Source organism: Streptomyces sp. NPDC059248 (genome assembly GCF_042753905.1).
GTDB lineage: Bacteria > Actinomycetota > Actinomycetes > Streptomycetales > Streptomycetaceae > Streptomyces.
The window spans coordinates 44,269-62,839 of sequence record NZ_JBHYZV010000025.1; the positions used below are offsets into that span (position 1 = coordinate 44,269).

Genomic DNA, 18,571 nt, shown 5'->3' on the forward strand with positions numbered 1-18,571 from the left:
GCGGGCCCCCGCGGCCGCCCCCCCCCCCCGCACCTTTTACCCCTACCTTGGTCTGGGGGCGGGGGTACCCCCCCCGGGCGGCCGCCCCGCCGCGCCCCGCCACGACCCGCCGTGCGAACGAGGGCCGCGCCCAAGGCCGTACCGCCCCGGGTGAGTCCAACGGGCCCGGCCGCCACGGACCGCCGGGTCCGGCCCACCCCCCACGGGGCCGGACCCGGCTTTCTTCGGTACGGAGTCGGGGCCCGCGGCCGCTGTGACCGGCACCCGTCACCGGGACGCCCACCCGGCCGCCACGCCCGTCACCGTCACCGCCCGGATCACCTGGCCACGGCCCGCCCGGCGCCACAACTACCGGCGCCGACAGGGCCGTCGCCCCCGCGCCCGCCCTCCGGCCCGTCCGTGTCCCGCCGCCCTCCCGCGCGGCGCCCCGTGCGGAGGGCGAGCGCCCGGTAGCCTGCGCCACGAACGAAACCGCTGTGACATGGGTTACATCGTTTCGCGCGAAGGAGCCTGATGTTCGAGCTGTCGAGGCGTGCGGTTCTGGGCACCGCGGGAGCGATCGGCGCGAGCGCCGCGGCCGGCGGGACCGCCGCCGCGGCGGTCCCCCGCACGACACCCGCCGCCCGTCCCGCCGCCGCGCCCACCGTCGCCGCCGCGCAGGCCGCGCTGCGGCGGCTGCTGCCCCGCCACGCCGACCAGTTCCGGCTGACCCTCACCGATGGTCCCGAACGTTTCTCGGTGACCGGCGAGACCGGCCGGATCGCGGTCGCGGGCACCTCGCCCGCGGTGCTGCTGACGGGGGTCCACTGGTATCTCAAGTACGTGTGCCGGGCGCATATCTCCTGGTCCGGCAGCCGGGTCGGGCTGCCGGAGAAACTGCCGGCGCCGGGCGGGGCGCTGGAGCGGTCGGCGACCGTGCCGCACCGGTTCGCGTACAACGACACCCACGACGGCTATACCGCCCCCTACGCCGACTGGGCGCGTTGGGAGCGGCTGATCGACGTCCTCGCCCTGCACGGCTGCAACGAGGTGCTGGTCACTCCGGGCCAGGAGGCCGTCTACCACCGGGTGCTGAAGGACTTCGGCTACTCCGACGCCGAGGCCCGCGGCTGGCTCCCCGCCCCCTCCCACCAGGCGTGGTGGCTGCTCCAGAACATGAGCGACTACGGCGGCCCGGTCTCGGCCGAGCTGCTCGCGGCCCGGGTCCGGCTCGGCCGCCGGATCACCGACCGGCTGCGCGAACTCGGCATGCGGCCGGTCCTGCCCGGCTACTTCGGTACGGTCCCCGACGGCTTCGCGGCCCGCAACCCCGGCGCCCGTGTCGTCCCCCAGGGCGTCTGGAACGGGCTGCCCCGCCCCGACTGGCTCGATCCCAGGACCACGGTCTTCCCGAAGGTCGCCGCCGCGTTCTACCGCCACCAGCACCAGCTCTTCGGCGCCTGCGACATGTTCAAGATGGATCTGCTGCACGAGGGCGGCAGGCCAGGTGACGTCCCGGTGCCGGACGCGGCGCGCGCCGTGGAGAAGGCGCTGCGCGCCGCCCGGCCCGACGCGACCTGGGTGATCCTGGGCTGGCAGGCCAACCCCCGGCGCGCCCTCCTCGACGCGGTCGACACCCGCCGGATGCTCATCGTCGACGGGCTCTCCGACCTCGACACCACCACCGACCGGGAAACCGAGTGGGGCGGGGCGCCGTACGCCTTCGGCACCATCCCCAACTTCGGCGGGCGGACCACGATCGGCGCCAACACCGACCGCTGGACGGCCCGGTTCACCGAGTGGCGGGACAAGCCGGGGAGCGCCCTGGTCGGCACCGCCTATATGCCGGAGTCGGCCGAGCGCGACCCGGCGGCGCTGGAGCTCTTCTCCGAGTTGGCGTGGCGGCGGGAGCGGATCGACCGGGACGCCTGGTTCCGGGAGTACGCCCGGATCCGATACGGCGCCGCGGACCCGGCGGCCGAGGCGGCGTTCGGGGCGCTGGCGGCCACCGCGTACCGGCTGACCAGTACGGACGGCAGACCGCACGACTCGCACTTCCTGCGGCGGCCGAGCCTGACCGCCGCCATCGGAACGGCGTTCGACCCGGCGGGCTTCGACCGGGCCTTCGCGGAGCTGCTGGGGACCGCCGAGAAGCTGCGCGGTACGGACACGTACCGCCACGATCTGACGGAGCTGGCCCGGCAGGCGCTGGCGAATCGTTCGCGCACCCTCCAGTTCGCCCTGCGGGCCGCCTACGCCAGCCGGGACACGGCCGCCTTCCGGGGCGTAGCGGCGCTCTGGCTGCGGCTGATGCGGCTCGCCGACACCATGGCGGGCTGCCATCGTTCGTTCCTCCTCGGGCCGTGGCTGGCGGACGCCAAACGGCTGGCGACCAGCCCGGCCGAGGCGGTCGTGCTGGAGCGGACGGCGCGGGCGCTGATCACCACCTGGGCGGACCGTCCGGCGGCCGACGCGCTCTCCAACTACGCCAACCGCGACTGGAACGGGCTGATCGCCGATGTGCACATCCCGCAGTGGGAGGCGTTTCTGACCGAGGCCGGGGACGCGCTGGCGGCCGGGCGGGCGCCGAAGTCCTTCGACTGGTATCCGGCCGAGGAGAAGTGGACGCGGGACCGGCGGGTCTATCCGTCCGCCCCGACCGGGGACGCGTACCGCACCGCGATCAAGGTCAGGGACGCGCTGGCCGCCGCGCCCTACCAGGGCGTGACGACGGTGACGACGGACCCGGCGACGTTCCGGCCCGGCGGCTCGGGGTCGCTCACCGCCACGTTCCGCAACCTCAGCGGTCTGGCGGCCACCGGCCGGGTCGACCTCACCCTGACCGGCGCGCGGCTGTCGCCGGGCGCGCCCGCGACCCGCTCCCTGCCCGGGGTCGCCGAGGGCGCGACGGGCTCGGTGTCCTGGCCGGTGACCGCCCCGGCCGAGGCTCTGACGGAGCCGCTGCGGGCGCTGCCGTACCGGCTGACCGTGCGGTACGGGCCGAAGGGCCGGGACGCCGTGCCGGTGACGCAGAAGGGCGAGGCGCATGTGGCGGCCCCGCTCGCCGCGGGCTGGCGTACGTACAGCAACAACGCGGCCGTCTTCGGCCAGCTCGGCGACCGCTACGCGGTCAACGGCGCGGGGAACGACCTGTGGCGGGGTACCGCGCACTTCGGGACGGCGTACCGGCCGGGGGTGTTCCGGGCCGGTTCGGTCGCGGTGGTCCGGGTCGACGCGCAGGCGAACACGGCGGGCTGGGCCCGGGCGGGGATCATCGCCCGCAACGGCCTCGACCGGCCGGGCGCGCCCGGCTTCGTCAACCTGGCCGTCACCCCGGGCCAGGGCGTGGCGCTGTCGTACGACTCCAACGGCGACGGCACCCTCGACACCTACCGCCGGATCACGGGCGTCAAGGCGCCGGTCCTGCTGCGGCTGACGCGCGGCGCGGGCGGCGCGTACACCGGGGAGCTCTCGGACGACGAGGGCGCGACCTGGCGGACGGTCGCCACGGTGATCGCCCCGGAGGCGGCCTTCGCGCAGGACGTGGGCTTCTTCATGACGGCCATGAACGGTGGGAGCGGGGCGCGCGGGACGGTACGGTTCAGCGGCTGGTCGGTGCGGTAGCACCCGCTGCCGGGGGCTGCGGGAAAGGCGGCGCACGACTCTGGCCACCACCCGCTACCCGTCAGTACATTGACAGGATGTCTGATACGCGGCCGGGGCCCGTGGACCCGGTGGACCCCGTGGACAGGGCGGAGCCCGAGCGGATCGAACTCGCCCCCCGCAAGGTGGCGTTCGACTGGGCGGGCACCCCTCTGCACTGGGTTCCCGGCGACCCCTTCGCCTCGCACACCATCAATGTGCTGCATCTGCTGCTCCCCGCCGGGGAGCGCTGGTTCGTCCATGTCCACAAGCAAGTGCTGCCGATGATCCGGGACGAGCGGCTCCGCGCCGACGTCCTCGGTTTCATCGGGCAGGAGGCCGTCCACTCCAGGGCGCACGACGACGTCCTCCCCCGCCTCAAGGCCCTGGGTCTCGACCCGACCCCGTACACCGCGCAGGTGGACTGGATGTTCGAGAGGCTGCTGGGCGACCGGAATCTGCCGCCGGGCCGGGCCCGCCGGTGGTGGCTGCTGGAACGGGTGGCGCTGATCGCCGCGATCGAGCACTACACCGCCTTCCTCGGGGACTGGGTCCTCAACGCCGACGAGCTGGACCGGCGGGGCGCCGACCCGGTGATGCTCGATCTGCTGCGCTGGCACGGCGCCGAGGAGGTGGAGCACCGCTCGGTCGCTTTTGATGTTTTTCGGCACGTCGACGGCTCGTACCGGCGGCGGGCGCGCACCTGGGCGACGGCCTTCGCCACCCTGGTCTTCCTCTGGCAGCGGGGTGTCCGGTTCTTCGTGGAGAACGATCCGTCGCCGGTGGGCGGCCGGGCGTCGTTCGCCCGGTTCCATCGCGCGGGGCGGGCGGGCACCCTGCCCGCGACCGGGGACATGCTCAAAGCGGCCCCCCGCTATCTGAGCCCCTCGTACCACCCGTCCCGGGAGGGGAGTACGGCCCAGGCCCTCGCCTATCTCGCTACCTCCCCCGGCGCGAACGGGGGCCGCCCCGCGTGACTGCCCGGCGCGCCTTGCCCATCGCCCTGGCCGCCGGGGCGGCCGTCGTCGCCCGGCGGGCGATGCTCCGCCGGATCCGGCGCTCCCCGCTGTGGCCGCTGCCCGCGCTCGCCGAACCCGTCTCCGGCCGGACCGCCCCGGAAACCCGCAGGACCACCCCGGAAACCCGCCGGGTCGTCGTCGCCGAACGGGCCACGGTCGCCGACGGTGTCGTACGGCTGCGCCTCGAAGCCGCCGCCGGGGCGCCACCGCTGCCGCCGTGGGAGCCCGGGGCCCATATCGACCTGGTCCTCCCCTCCGGTCCTGTGCGGCAGTACTCGCTCTGCGGCGACCCCGCCGACACCCGGACGTACACGGTCGCGGTCCGGCTGGCCGCGACCGGCGCGGGCGGCTCGCGCGAGGTGCACCAACGGCTCGCCGAGGGTACGGAGATCGAAGTGCGCGGGCCCCGGAACCGGTTCCCGCTGGTGCCGTCGGCGTCGTACGTCTTCGTCGCGGGCGGGATCGGCATCACCCCGGTCCTGCCGATGCTGCGGGCCGCCGACGCGGCCGGGGCCCGCTGGCGGCTGCTGTACCGGGGCCGGAGCCGGGCCTCGATGCCCTTCGCCGACGAGGTCGAACGGCTGGGCGCCCCAGGGGGCACGGGCCGGGTGACGGTCTCCGCCGGGGACGAGTCCGGCCGGCCGGACCTCGGCTTCCTCACCGGACTCGGCCCGGAGACCGCCGTCTACTGCTGCGGCCCCGACGGGCTCATGGCCGCGGTCACCGCCCTGCTGCCCGCGGACCGGCCCCCGCGCCGGGAGCGGTTCACGGCCGGGGTGCCCGCGCCCGGCGGTACCGCCTTCGACGTGGAACTCCGCCGATCGGGCCGTACGGTACGGGTGGCGCCGGGCCGGAGCGTGCTGGCCGCCGTCCGGGAGGTCCTGCCGGATGTGGCGTACTCCTGCCGTCAGGGCTTCTGCGGCACCTGCCGGCAACGCGTCCTGTCCGGCACGGTCGACCACCGCGACGATCTCCTCACCGACGCCGAACGGGAGGACTCCCTCCTCATCTGCGTCTCCCGCGGCCTGGACGGAAAACTGGTACTCGACCTCTAGAACACTTGAACGCACCCCCATGGGTACGCTGGTGGCCATGACGACCGGGGTACGCCGCAGGATGGGCGTCGAGGAGCGCAGGCAGCAGTTGATCGGCGTGGCGCTGGAGCTGTTCAGCGCGCGCTCCCCCGACGAGGTCTCCATCGACGAGATCGCCGCGGCCGCCGGTATCTCCCGGCCGCTGGTCTACCACTACTTCCCGGGCAAACAGAGCCTGTACGAGGCCGCTCTGCGCCGGGCCGCCGACGATCTGGCGTACCGGTTCAGGGAGCCGCACGAGGGGCCGCTGGGCACCCGTCTGCTGCGGGTCATGCGGCGCTACTTCGACTTCGTCGACGAACACGGGCCCGGCTTCTCGGCGCTGCTGCGCGGTGGCCCCGCGGTGGGTTCGACCACCACCAAGGTGATGATCGACGAGGTGCGGCAGTCCGCGTACGAGCAGATCCTGTCGCATCTGGGGGTCACCGAACCGCCGGTCCGGCTGGCGCTGGTGATCCGCTCCTGGGTGTCGCTGGCCGAGTCGACGGCGTTGCAGTGGCTGGACGGGCGGCGGATCCCGCGCGGCGAGCTGGAGGTGCAGCTCGTGCACGACTTCGCGGCGCTGTGCGCGGTGAGCGCCGCCCTCGACGACGAGATGGCGGCCATCGTGGGCGGGGTGCTCACGGACGAGCCGGCGGACGGGCCGTTCGGGCAGTTGCTGACCCGGCTGCTGAACCTGGTGCCGGCCGCCGCCCCTGCGGCCGTACCCCCGCCACGATAACGCTCGGAGCGGGGTGACGGCCGGGGCGGGTGCCCCGGCCGTCACGCGCGTCAGCGGCTGGTGAAGACGGCGACCGTACGGGCCGGGACGCCGAACGTCCCGGTGGCGCGGTCGTACGACGACGTGGTCACCGTGCGGTCGGCGCCCGCCGCCTGGACCGGGTGCAGGGCGTAGCCCGTCCCGGCCAGGGAGCCCACCCGCTGGTCCTGCCGTCGCGGGGAGGCGTTGAAGACGATCACCAGGTCACCGGCCTTCATGGTGATGACCCCGGGGGTCTCGGCCGGTCCCGACAGCGGGAACGACACCGTCTCCTGCACCTGGCGCGCGGTGTCGAGGCCGAGGGCCTTCTCGGTGCTGCGGATCCGCAGCAGATCGCGGTACGCGGCCGATGCCGCACCGGTCTCCGGGCAGCCCGCGACCAGCGACGGGGTGCCGAGCAGCGGCCGGGCGAAGCCCCACTTGTCGCGGTTGTCGGCGGCGGGCGGCAGGCCCCGGCCGAAGCCGTTGCCGTCCCGGCAGTCCCAGCGGATGGCGTTGAACCAGTCGCCGCTGTCGTACGAGTTGCGGTCGAGCGACTTGGAACGCAGCAGGTCGGTGCCGGTCTGGGAGAGCGCGGGGCCCTGGGAGAGCACGGAAGCGGCCATCGCCAGGACCTGCGCGCGGGCCCGGTCGGCGGGTGCGGTGTCCCGGGGCAGCTTGAAGGCGAGGGCGTCGTACAGGGTCTCGTTGTCGTGGGCGTCGGAGTAGGCCAGCGCGTCGCCGGGGGCCGCGGCGTATCCGGCGGGGGCGCCGTTGTAGTCCACGTCGGAGCCCTTGACGGTCCGGCCGCGGCTGTCGGTGAAGGTGTAGCCCGCGAGATGGCCGGTGAGACCGACCTTGATCAGGTCCTGGTAGTGCAGCAGCCGGGCGCGCTGCTGTTCGGGGGTGCCGTTGTCGGCGGCCGGGTTGGGGTCGGTGAAGAGGCCGGAGGCGAAGCCCTGGACGCCGGGGTCCTCGTCGAACGGGCCGCCGCCGCGGATCGCGTCCCTGGCCCGGTCGGAAAAGGTGGCGATTCCGGTGCCCGCCATGTGCTTCTGGGTGGCCTGGACGAACCGGGCGTCGTCGGCGATCTCGCCGAAGTTCCAGCCCTCGCCGTAGAGCAGGATCTTCCGTCCGTCGACACCGTCGCGTTCGACGGTGAGCGCGTCGAGCGCCGCGCGGACGGCGAGCATATTGGCCTTGGGGTGGTGGCCCATGAGGTCGAAGCGGAAGCCGTCGACCTTGTACTCCCTGGCCCAGGTGACCACGGAGTCCACCACCAGCTTGCCCATCATCGCGTTCTCGGGCGCGGTGTTGGCGCAGCAGGTGGAGGTGGCGACGGAGCCGTCGGCGAGGAGCCGCTGGTAGTAGCCGGGCACGATCCGGTCGAGTACCGACTTCTCGGACTGTCCGGCGGCGACGGTGTGGTTGTAGACGACGTCCATGACGGTCCGCAGTCCGGCGCCGTTGAGGCCGGCGACCATCTCCCGGAACTCGACGGTCCGCCGGGTGCCCTCGGGGTCGGTGGCGTAGGAGCCTTCGGGGACGGTGTAGTGCAGGGGGTCGTATCCCCAGTTGTACGCGTCCTTCGCGGCGGTCTTCGCCACGCACTCCTGCTGCCGCTCGGAGTCGGGGGCGCCGGCGCCGAGGTCGCAGCCGGGGCTCTGCTGGTCCCGTTTCCGTTCGGGGATCGTGCCGATGTCGAAGGCGGGCAGGAGATGGGCGTACGAGGTGCCGGCGTCGGCCAGCTTCGTCAGATGGCGCATTCCGGCGGAGTCCCGGTCGGTGAAGGCGCGGTAGGTGCCGGGGTGTTTCGCGGTGCGGTCGGCGACGGAGAAGTCGCGGATGTGGAGTTCCTGGATCTGGGCGTCTTTGAGAGGGACGGCGGCGGGTTTCTTCAGGGTCGCCCAGCCCTTGGGGGCCAGTGCCGGGTCTGTGAGGTCGACGGCGAGGCTGCGGGCGGAGTCGGTGGTGAGGGCGGTGGAGTAGGGGTCGGTGACCTGGTTGACGACGGTCTTCCGGACGCTCGGCGCCCAGACGGTGACCCGGTAGCGGTACGGCTTTCCGGCCCAGGCGCGCGGTCCGGTGGCCGACCAGACGCCGGAGGTGTCGTCGCGCCGCATGGGGACGGTCCTGCCGTCGAGGTCGAGGGCGACGGTCTCGGCGGTGGGCGCCCAGACGGAGAGGGTGACGCCCTTCTTCCCGAAGACGGGGCCGAGCGCGGCGCGGGTCGCCTTCGCCGCGTACAGGTCGTCGAGGACGCCCGCGGTCTGGACGCCGGTCGCGGCGAGCAGGGCTCCCGCGGCGTTGCGTTGGGTGGCGAGGAGCTGGCCGCGCAGGGACGCGGGGACGCGGCGCAGATCGCGCGGGTCGACGGTGAAGGCCGGATAGTCCTTCAGATGGGGGAACTTCGCGCGCTGGGCGTCGGTGAGGGTGCCGGGGCGGAGCCGTAGCCAGCGGCCCTCGTCGGTGAGTGCCCCGTTCTCGACGGCGATGGGCTTTCCGGCCGCGTACACCAGTTGCTGGCTGGTGGCGGCGGTGGCCTTCACCTTCCAGACGACGGTCTCGCGGTCGATCCACTGCGCTTCGGCCTTGCCGAGGTCGAGGGCGGGGGCGGCGCCGGGCTGCGGGAGCAGATATCCGGGCCGTCCGGCCAGGAGCCGTACCTCGTGGCCATAAGTGGCGAGGTCGAGGGACTGGTCGTTCGGGAGGTCCTTCTCGTCGCCCTTGTGGACGATGTAGCTCAGCGATGTCGCCCCGGGGGCAAGCGGTACCTCGAAGGTGACGCCGTACGCGTCCTTACGGACCGGTGTCAGCGGCTTCGCCCAGTCGGTGGGGTTCGCGGCGCCGCTCCAGGTGTGGAGTCCCCAGCCGTCGTAGTCGCCGTCGGGCCGGTGGTAGTGGAGGATCGCCTTGCCCTTGTCCTGCGGCGGGTAGACGCCGTTCGGCGGGGTCTCGGTCTGGCCTTCGCGGCCCTGGGCGATCCACACCTGTCCGGTGCGGGCGAGGTCGACGGTGCGGCGCGGCCCGTCGGGGGTGCCGTTCCGTTCCACGGTGTACGGCAGGGTGGACGCGCCTTCGGGGAGCCGCACCCAGGCGAAGGCGCCGTAGGCGTCACGGCCGGTGAAGGGGGCGCGGACGCCGCCCGCGACGAGTTCCCAGCCGTCGTAGTCCCGGTCGGGGCGCTGGTAGTGGACGACGGCGTACGACCGCTCGACGGCCACCGGCTTGCCCGGCGGGGGTACGGCTCCGGCGGTGGTGGAGCCGAGGGCGCTCGCGGTCCTGCCGCGGGCGTCGACGACGACGGCCTTGTAGCGCAGGGGGGTTCCGGCGCGGGTGGCCGGGTCGAGGTACTGGGTGACCTTGTAGGGGGGCCGGTCGGCGGTGCCGAGGACCTTCCAGGGGCCGTTGCCGGTCTGGGCGGCGAAGACGACCCGGCCGAGGGGGCCGCCGTCCGCGTCGGCGGAGATCTCGACGGTGCCGGTGGCTCCGGCGGCGGGCACCTTCAGGCTGATCACGGGCCGGTCCGTGGGGGCGGGTACCGGCCGGTCGGCGCGGAGGACGACTGCCGACAGGGCGGGGACGGTGAGCTCGGCGGTGCCGTCGGCGGCGGTACGGACCCCGGCGGCGGGCCCGCCGCCGTGGACGGTCCGGAACAGGGTGTCCGGGGAGTCGGTGCCCAGCCGTACGGTCGTGGGCGCGGTGCCGTTGTTGAGGGCGACCAGGTACTCGTTCGGCTTCTTCGGGTCGGTGCGGGAGAACGCGTAGACGGATCCCTCCGCGTACCGCGGGCGCTGGACGCCGTCGCGCAGCGCCGGATGCTCCCGGGTCAGTTTCGACAGGCCGGCGATCGAGCGGTAGAGGGGATGGCCGGTGTCGTACGCGTCGGTGCCGTGGCCCCGGTCGGTGCCCAGCTGGTCGTCGTCGAGGTAGTCGGGGGTGGTGGTGGCGAAGAGGGGCTGGCGGGCGTCCTTGTCGCCGCCGTTGCCCGTGAAGCCCTGTTCGTCGCCGGAGTAGACCACGGGGTTGCCGCGGACCAGGAACATCAGCTCGTTGGCGAGCCGGGCGCGGTTCACGAGTTCGGCGTCGGACGCGCCGGGCCTGTCCTGGCGCAGAAAGGTGCCGATCCGGCCCATGTCGTGGTTGCCGAGGAAGGTGACCTGGCCGTAGGCGTTGGCCTTGTCGGTGGTGTAGCGGTGGTCTTCGGCGAAGACGGCGGCGAGCCGGGAGGCGGGCGCGCCCTGGGAGGCGAAGGCGCGGGCCGCGTCCTGGAACGGGAAGTCGAGGGTGGAGTCGAGCCTGCCGCGGGTCACATAGGGCGCGGTGGCGGCCGGGTCGGACGAGTAGACCTCGCCGAACATGAAGAAGTCGGGCCTGCCGCGCTTCGCCGCGTGGGCGTCGAGGGCCGTGGCCCACTGGGTCCAGAACTCCATGTCGACGTGTTTGACGGTGTCGATGCGGAAGCCGTCGATACCGAAGTCGTCGACCCACTTCTGGTAGATCCGCTCCATGCCGCGGCGGACCTCGGGGCGTTCGGTCCACAGGTCGTCGAGCCCGGCGAAGTCGCCGTACTCGGCGCTCTCACCGGCGAAGGTGGAGTCGCCGCGGTTGTGGTACATCGCGGGGTCGTTGAGCCAGGCCGGGACCTTGTCGCGGGCGCGCGGAACGGGGGTGTACGGGGTGCCGTCCGGTCCCGCGCCCTCGGGGATCCCGGCCCGGTCGTCGAAGGGGCGGCCGGTGGGGTCGAGGTACGGATGGGCGCCCTTGGGCCGGTAGCCGTACTCCTTCTCGGCGTGGTCGACGGTGTCGGCGGTGTGGTTGGTGATGACGTCGAAGTAGACCTTCATGCCCTTGGCATGGGCCTTGTCGATCAGCCGGGTGAGATCGGCGTTGGTGCCGAAGTGGGGGTCGACCTGGGTGAAGTCGGTGATCCAGTAGCCGTGGTATCCGGCGGAGGCGTCCTTGCCGGTCCCCTGGACGGGCTTGTTCTTGAAGATCGGGGCGAGCCAGATCGCGGTGGTGCCCAGGCCCTTGATGTAGTCGAGCTTCCCGGTCAGGCCCTTGAGGTCGCCGCCGTGGTAGAAGCCCTTGTCGGCGGGGTCGTGGCCGTGGTCGAGCCGGGATCCGGTCAGTCCGCCGCGGTCGTTGGCCCGGTCGCCGTTGGCGAACCGGTCGGGCAGCACGAAGTAGAACTGCTCACGGGTGGCGTCGTGCCGGGTGGGCTGGGCGGCGAGCGCCGCGTCGGACGGGGGCTTCGGGGGGCGGGGCGGACCCGCCGGGGCGGCGATGGCCGGGCTCTGTCCGGCGCACAACACGGCGGTGACGAGGGCCGCGACGGCGCCCCTTCTCCGTCCGCCGGCGCGGGGGCGCGGCCGTCTGCTGCGGAGCACGTAACTCTCCTCGGTCGAAGGTGGCTTCGGGGGCTTCGGGGGATCGGGAGGTTCGTCGGGTGCGACGGGAGGAACGGGTGGGACGGGAGGAATGGGCAGGCGTCGGGGCTCGGTGGCAGGGGCCGTCGGCGGCCGGTTCCGCCGGGGGCTCGCGGGCACACCTCGGCGCCGTGCCACGGCATCACCGCGCCTTCGCAAGTTTTTGCGGATTCTTGCAACAACTCCCGTTCACACGGCGGCCGACGCTAGAAGATGGCCGGAACCCCGGTCAACCCCCGCGGGGTTGAAGCCGGACACCGCAACGAAATCCGTAGGACACGAGGAGGTCACAACCTGGAAATCCGGCTGATTTCTTTCTGCAAGGTCTTTCGCAAGCTCTTGCAGGACTGTTAGCTTCACGCCGCAGCAGCCCGGCCCGTCGAGGACTGGCGGGGCCTTGACCTCGACGAGGAGTTCATGATGCGCAAGGGCATGACGGGCGCCGCCATAGCGGGCGTACTGGCGCTGACGGCGACCGCGTGCGGCGGCGACGGCGGCGGATCGGGCGACAGCAGCGGCCGCAAGGCGGCGGAGGACCCGCAGAGCGTCTCCGGCTCGATCACCTGGTGGGACACGTCGAACGAGGCCGAGGGGCCGACGTACGACAAGCTGGTCGCAGCCTTCGAGAAGGAGTACCCGAAGATCGAGGTCAAGCGCACCTCGGTCTCCTTCGACCAGGCGGAGCAGAAGTTCAAGACCGCCGCCCAGAACGGCAAGGGCGCGCCGGACGTGATCCGTACCGACGTCGGCTGGTCCGCCGGATTCGCCAACCTGGGCTATCTCCAGCCGCTGGACGGCACCCCCGCCCTGGACAACGCCGCGGACTTCCTCCCCGGGCCGCTGTCGACGGCGAAGTGGAAGGGCGAGACCGTCGGGGTGCCGCAGGTCACCGACACCCTCGCGCTCCTCTACAACAAGGAGGTCTTCGCGAAGGCGGGGATCACCAAGCCGCCGGCCACCTGGGACGAGTTCATCGCCACCGCGAAGACCGTCAAGGCGAAGACCGGGGTCACCGGCACCCAGCTCAACCCCGAGGGCTACTTCTCCCTGCCGTTCCTCTACGGCGAGGGCGCCGACATGCTCGACGTCGACGGCAAAAAGATCACCGTGAACTCCGCGGCGGCCGTCAAGGGCATGGAGACGGCGCTGAAGCTGGCCGCGCCGGACGTGGCGCTCAAGCCCGTGACCACCGACGGCTATGTCGCCGCCCAGACGTCCTTCAAGGACGGCCGGATCGCCATGGTGATCAACGGCCCGTGGTCGGTCTCCGACAACTACGGCGGCAAGGCGTTCAAGAACAAGGACAACCTGGGGATCGCCAACATCCCCGCCGGCCCGTCCGGCAGGGCCGGGGCCCCGATCGGCGGCCACAACTACGCGGTCTACCGCGGCTCGAAGAACAAGGACGCCTCCTACCTCTTCGTGAAGTTCATGGCATCGGCCACGAGCCAGGAGCTGACCGCGAAGGAGATCAACACGCTGCCGACCCGGAAGTCCGCCTACACCCCGGCGGTCACCGCGGACCCGGCGAAGAAGGCGTTCCAGCAGGCGCTGACCGTGGCGAGGTCCCGTCCGGTGATCCCGGGCGTCGGTGACCTCTTCGTCGCCTTCGACCAGCACTATGTGAAGGTCCTGCGCGGCGACGCCTCGCCGAAGGAGGGCCTCGACGCCCTCGCGAAGGAGTGGAACTCCAAGCTCCTCAAGGACTACGGCACCGGCTGACCGAGGGCCGGGGCCCCCGCCCGACCGACCGCGGGGGCCCCGGCGCCTCCCGGGCCCGCAGGGACGACGTACGGAGAAAGATGAGCAGCCTCATACTCAGGACCAGACGGTCCTTCAGCACCCACTGGTACGCCTGGGCCATGGTCCTGCCCGTGGTCGTCGTCCTCGGTGTGCTCGTGGGCTATCCGCTGGGGCGGGGGGTCTACCTCTCCTTCACGGACGCCGACGAGGCCAATATCGGCCGGACCATCGGCGACTTCTCCGTCCCTTCGACGTACACCTTCGTCGGTCTGGAGAACTACTGGAACATCCTCTCCGGCAAGGAGGGGTCGTTCTATCCCCGGCTGACCTGGACGGTCCTGTGGACCCTGAGCTGTGTGGTGCTCCACTACGGCATCGGGCTCGGTCTCGCGATGCTGCTCAACCGGCGGATGCGCGGCCGGTCGCTCTACCGGGTACTGCTGGTACTGCCGTGGGCCGTGCCGGCGTTCGTCGCCGCCTTCGGGTGGAAGCTGATGTACAACTCCGACAACGGTGTGCTCAACGCGCTGCTGGGGAAGGTCGGCGTCGCCCCGGTGGACTGGCTGGGCGACCCGTTCGTCCAGAAACTCTCGGTGATCGCGGTCAACACCTGGCTGGGTGTGCCGTTCATGATGGTCGCCATCCTCGGCGGGCTCCAGTCCATCCCCCGTGAACTGCACGAGGCGGCGGAGATGGACGGCGCCACACCCTGGCAGCGGTTCGTCCACATCACCCTGCCGGGACTGCGGCCGGTCAGCACGACCATCGTGCTGCTGGGCACCATCTGGACCTTCAATATGTTCCCGATCATCTATCTGGTGATCGGACAGGCCGGCGGCACCGAGAGCGAGATCCTGGTGACCTACGCCTACCGGCTGGCCTTCCAGGGAGTGCGGGACTACGCGGGCTCCGCCGCGTACGGCATCGTCATCCTCTCGCTGCTCCTGGTGTTCTCCGTGGTCTACCGCGGCATGCTCAACCGTCAGGAGGCCGCGAAGTGAGCAGCACCACCGTGACCCGCGCCGACGGGGCGCGTACCGAACGGGCGCCGGGGAAGGAACGGGAGCGGCGGGCGGTGCGCGGCCGGGACGAACGCTCGCGCGGCGCTTCGGCGGCCCTGCACACGACCCTGGTCTGCGCGTCCCTCGTGGCCCTCTTCCCGATCGTCTTCATCGCGCTGGTGTCGATACGCGGGGAGAACGGCTGGACGCACCCGACGGAGCTGACGGGGTTCACCCTCGACAACTACACCCATCTGCTGGGGAAGACCGAGTTCACCACCTGGTTCGTGAACTCGGTGGTGATCGCGGGCGGCACGATGCTGGTGGGGGTGCTGATCGCGGCGAGCGCCGGATATGCGGTCTCCCGGATGCGGTTCCCCGGCCACAGACCGCTGATGTGGACATTCCTGATCTGCCAGATGTTCCCGGTGGCGGTGCTGATCGTGCCCCTCTACAACATCCTGGGCGAACTGGGCCTGCTGGACAGCTACGGCGGACTGATCATCACCTACTGCTCGGTGTCCGTGCCCTTCTGCGCCTGGATGCTGAAGGGGTACTTCGACACCATCCCGGTGGAGATCGACGAGTCGGGCCGGGTGGACGGGCTCAGCCCGTTCGGGACGTTCTGGCGGCTGATCATCCCGCTGGCCAGGCCGGGTCTGGCGGTGACGATGTTCTACACCTTCCTCACGGCGTGGAGCGAGGTGGCGTTCGCGACGTCGTTCCTCAGCAGTGAGGAGAAGTACACGCTGGCGGTCGGACTCCAGACCTTCGTCGGCCCGCACCGGGCCGAATGGGGCCTGATGACCGCGGCCTCGGTACTGATCATGGTTCCGGCCGGGCTGCTGTTCTTCTTCGCCCAGCGGCATCTGGTGGCCGGTCTGACGGCGGGCGGCACCAAGGGCTGAGCGCGCGGGCGCGACTCCGGGCACGGCTCCGGGCACGGCTCCGGGCACGGCTCCGGGCACGGCTCCGGTCGGTTTCGAACAGGTTCGGGCGGTCCGGGCGGGTTCGGGCGGATTCACACGATCCGGACGGATCCCGGCGGATCCCGGCCGTATCCGCGCCCGGACGATGCGCGTTGACCATCGGCGTACGGGGCAGAACCTCCCCTATACATGCCGCACATCGGCCGACATCACCACAGATCACTACAGATAACAGATGACACTGTTAGTGACTGTTTCCAGAGATTTCAGAGGGAACGTACATGACCCAGGAGCTTGCTCCCACCCGTAGCGACCACTCCGCCCCCACCCCGGCCGGCTGGTGGCGGGACGCCGTCATCTACCAGGTGTACGTGCGTTCGTTCGCGGACAGCGACGGTGACGGCATCGGCGATCTGCGGGGCGTCCGCGACCGGCTCCCCCATCTCGCGGATCTCGGCGTCGACGCCGTCTGGCTCACCCCCTTCTACGCCTCCCCGCAGGCCGACGGCGGCTACGACGTGGCGGACTACCGCGCCGTCGACCCCCTCTTCGGAGCGCTCGCCGACGCCGACGACCTGGTCCGCGAGGCCCACCGGCTGGGGCTGCGGATCATCGTCGACATCGTGCCCAACCACACCTCCGACCACCATGCCTGGTTCCGGGCGGCGCTCGACGGCGGCCCGGACGCCCCCGAGCGGGACCTGTACCACTTCCGGCCGGGCCGCGGCGAGGGCGGCGACGCACCGCCCAACGACTGGGAGTCGGTCTTCGGCGGCCCGGCGTGGACCAGGACCGCGGACGGCTCCTGGTACCTCCATCTCTTCGCGCCCGAGCAGCCCGACCTGAACTGGGAGCACCCGCGGGTCCGCGAGGAGTTCGACTCGATCCTCCGGTTCTGGCTCGACCTCGGTGTCGACGGCTTCCGGATCGACGTCGCCCACGGCATGGTCAAGGCCGAGGGGCTGCCGGACATCGGGCTGCGGGAGCAGGCGAAGCTGATCGGCGCCCAGGTGCTGCCCTTCTTCGACCAGGACGGTGTGCACGAGATCCACCGCTCCTGGCGGCGGCTGCTCGACGGCTACGACGGGCAGCGCATCGGTGTCGCCGAGGCCTGGGCGCCCACCGCCGAACGGCTCGCGCTCTACGTCCGGCCCGACGAGCTGCACCAGGCGTTCAACTTCCAGTTCCTCACCTGCGACTGGGACGCGACGGCGATGCGGCAGGTCATCGACGACTCCCTGGCGGCCACCGCCTCGGTCGGCGCCCCCACGACCTGGGTGCTCTCCAACCACGACGTGGTCCGGCACACCACCCGCTACGGCGGCGGTGAGCGGGGCCTGCGCCGAGCCAGGGCCGCCGCGCTGCTCACCCTGGCGCTGCCCGGCTCCGCCTATGTCTACCAGGGCGAGGAGCTGGGCCTGCCGGAGGTCACCGAGCTGCCGGACGCCGTCCGGCAGGACCCGGCGTTCTTCCGGGGCGACGGCCAGGACGGGCTGCGCGACGGCTGCCGGGTGCCGATCCCCTGGTCGGGGACGAGCGCCCCGTACGGCTTCGGGCCCGGCGGCAGCTGGCTGCCGCAGCCCGCGGCCTGGGCGGGCCTCTCGGTGGCGGCCCAGACCGGGGACCCCCGCTCGACGCTGGAGCTGTACCGCTCGGCGCTGGAGCTGCGCAAGGAGCTGCCGGGCCTAGGCGACGGCGGGATGGAGTGGCTGGCCGCCCCGGACGGGGTGCTGGCCTTCGGCCGGCCGGGCGTGGTCTGCACCCTGAACACCCTCGGCACCGAGGTCTCGCTGCCGGTCCCGGGCCGTCCGCTGCTGTCGTCGACGGCCCTGGAGTTCGGCGGCGGTTCGGTGCGCATCCCGGGCGAGACCTGCGTGTGGTGGGCAGTCTGAGATGCGCCCGGTACAGTCCCATCCCGTGACCGCACCCGCACGCCTGGCCGACATAGCGGCCCAGGCGGGGGTCAGCGAAGCGACGGTGAGCCGGGTTCTCAACGGGAAACCCGGAGTCGCCGCGACCACCCGCCAGTCCGTACTCGCCGCACTCGACGTCCTCGGCTACGAGCGTCCGGTACGGCTGCGGCAGCGCAGCGCCGGACTGGTCGGACTGATCACCCCGGAGCTGGAGAACCCGATCTTCCCGGCGCTGGCGCAGGTGATCGGGCAGGCGCTGACCCGCCAGGGGTACACCCCGGTCCTGGCGACCCAGACACCCGGCGGCTCCACCGAGGACGAGCTGACGGAGATGCTGGTGGACCGGGGGGTCGCCGGGATCATCTTCGTCTCGGGTCTGCACGCGGACACCACGGCGGACATGCAGCGCTATGAGCAATTGCGGGCCCAGGGGGTGCCCTTCGTCCTGGTCGACGGGTACTCGCCGAAGGTCACCGCGCCTTTCATCTCGCCGGACGACCGGGCGGCGACCCGGCTGGCGGTGACGCATCTGGTGTCCCTGGGGCACAGCCGGATCGGTCTCGCCCTGGGGCCGGTGCGGTTCGTCCCCGTCCTGCGGAAGATCGAGGGCTTCGTCCGGGCGATGCGGGAGCAGCTCTCCCTCGACGAGAAGACGATCACGTCCGAGCTGATCCAGCACTCCCTGTACACGCTGGAGGGCGGCCAGGCCGCCGCCTCGGCGCTGCTGGACCGGGGCTGTACGGCGATCGTCTGCGCCAGCGACATGATGGCGCTCGGGGCGGTCAGGGCCGCCCGGCAGCGGGGCCTGGAGGTCCCGGACGACGTGTCGGTCGTCGGTTTCGACGACTCCCCGCTGATCGCCTTCACCGATCCACCGCTGACCACGGTCCGCAAGCCGGTCCCGGCGATGGGGCAGGCCGCGGTACGGACCCTGCTGGAGGAGATCTCCGGGAACCTGCCCCCGGGGCCGCACGGATCCGGCTCGGCCGCGTACAGTGAGTTCGTCTTCATGCCCGAGCTGGTCGTACGCGGCTCGACGGCCTCCGGTCCCGGAGCCGGCGGACGTCCCTGACCGGGGGATCC

At 72.2% G+C, this 18,571-nt stretch carries 10 protein-coding genes; 9 read left to right on the top strand and 1 reads right to left on the bottom strand.

The genetic code is table 11. The annotated features are described in order from the left end of the window. Positions 1–513 precede the first annotated feature (513 nt). From ACFXG1_RS13415 to ACFXG1_RS13430, 4 genes are all read left to right on the top strand, one after another. Entirely contained in the window at positions 514–3,603 is a 3,090-nt protein-coding gene (locus ACFXG1_RS13415) for an alpha-N-acetylglucosaminidase TIM-barrel domain-containing protein (RefSeq protein ID WP_384742409.1), read from the top strand. A 77-nt stretch (positions 3,604–3,680) separates the two neighbouring features. Next, the gene (locus ACFXG1_RS13420; protein WP_384742411.1) at positions 3,681–4,598 is read left to right on the top strand and encodes a metal-dependent hydrolase; all 918 of its coding nucleotides are present in this window, start codon (positions 3,681–3,683) and stop codon (positions 4,596–4,598) included. Positions 4,599–4,660: 62 nt separating this feature from the next. Further along, the gene (locus ACFXG1_RS13425) at positions 4,661–5,695 is read left to right on the top strand and encodes a PDR/VanB family oxidoreductase (RefSeq protein WP_384742439.1); all 1,035 of its coding nucleotides are present in this window, start codon (positions 4,661–4,663) and stop codon (positions 5,693–5,695) included. A gap of 37 nt (positions 5,696–5,732) precedes the next feature. Continuing rightward, complete coding sequence (locus ACFXG1_RS13430) at positions 5,733–6,455, top strand: TetR/AcrR family transcriptional regulator (RefSeq protein WP_384724251.1); 723 nt, start codon at positions 5,733–5,735, stop codon at positions 6,453–6,455. Positions 6,456–6,505: 50 nt separating this feature from the next. Here the strand turns inward: ACFXG1_RS13430 and pulA are convergent, their stop codons facing one another. Beyond that, positions 6,506–11,863: a pullulanase-type alpha-1,6-glucosidase gene (gene pulA, locus ACFXG1_RS13435; RefSeq protein WP_384742413.1), complete on the bottom strand. Its 5,358-nt coding sequence runs from the start codon at positions 11,861–11,863 to the stop codon at positions 6,506–6,508. Positions 11,864–12,322: 459 nt separating this feature from the next. Here pulA and ACFXG1_RS13440 point away from each other — a divergent pair, with 459 nt between their 5' ends. The 5 genes from ACFXG1_RS13440 (at position 12,323) to ACFXG1_RS13460 (ending at position 18,560) form a co-directional block, all read left to right on the top strand. Further along, a complete protein-coding gene (locus ACFXG1_RS13440) occupies positions 12,323–13,624 on the top strand; it encodes an extracellular solute-binding protein (protein WP_384711664.1) in 1,302 nt (433 codons plus the stop codon). 80 nt (positions 13,625–13,704) lie between these two features. After that, positions 13,705–14,646 (top strand): carbohydrate ABC transporter permease, encoded by a 942-nt coding sequence (locus ACFXG1_RS13445; protein ID WP_384711649.1) that lies wholly within the window; start codon positions 13,705–13,707, stop codon positions 14,644–14,646. Further along, a complete protein-coding gene (locus tag ACFXG1_RS13450; protein ID WP_384711652.1) occupies positions 14,643–15,554 on the top strand; it encodes a sugar ABC transporter permease in 912 nt (303 codons plus the stop codon). The genes ACFXG1_RS13445 and ACFXG1_RS13450 overlap by 4 nt, the downstream gene beginning before the upstream one ends. Before the next feature lie 302 nt (positions 15,555–15,856). Continuing rightward, entirely contained in the window at positions 15,857–17,467 is a 1,611-nt protein-coding gene (locus ACFXG1_RS13455) for a glycoside hydrolase family 13 protein (RefSeq protein ID WP_384711655.1), read from the top strand. A gap of 1 nt (position 17,468) precedes the next feature. Beyond that, a complete protein-coding gene (locus tag ACFXG1_RS13460) occupies positions 17,469–18,560 on the top strand; it encodes a LacI family DNA-binding transcriptional regulator (protein ID WP_384711658.1) in 1,092 nt (363 codons plus the stop codon). Positions 18,561–18,571 lie beyond the last annotated feature (11 nt).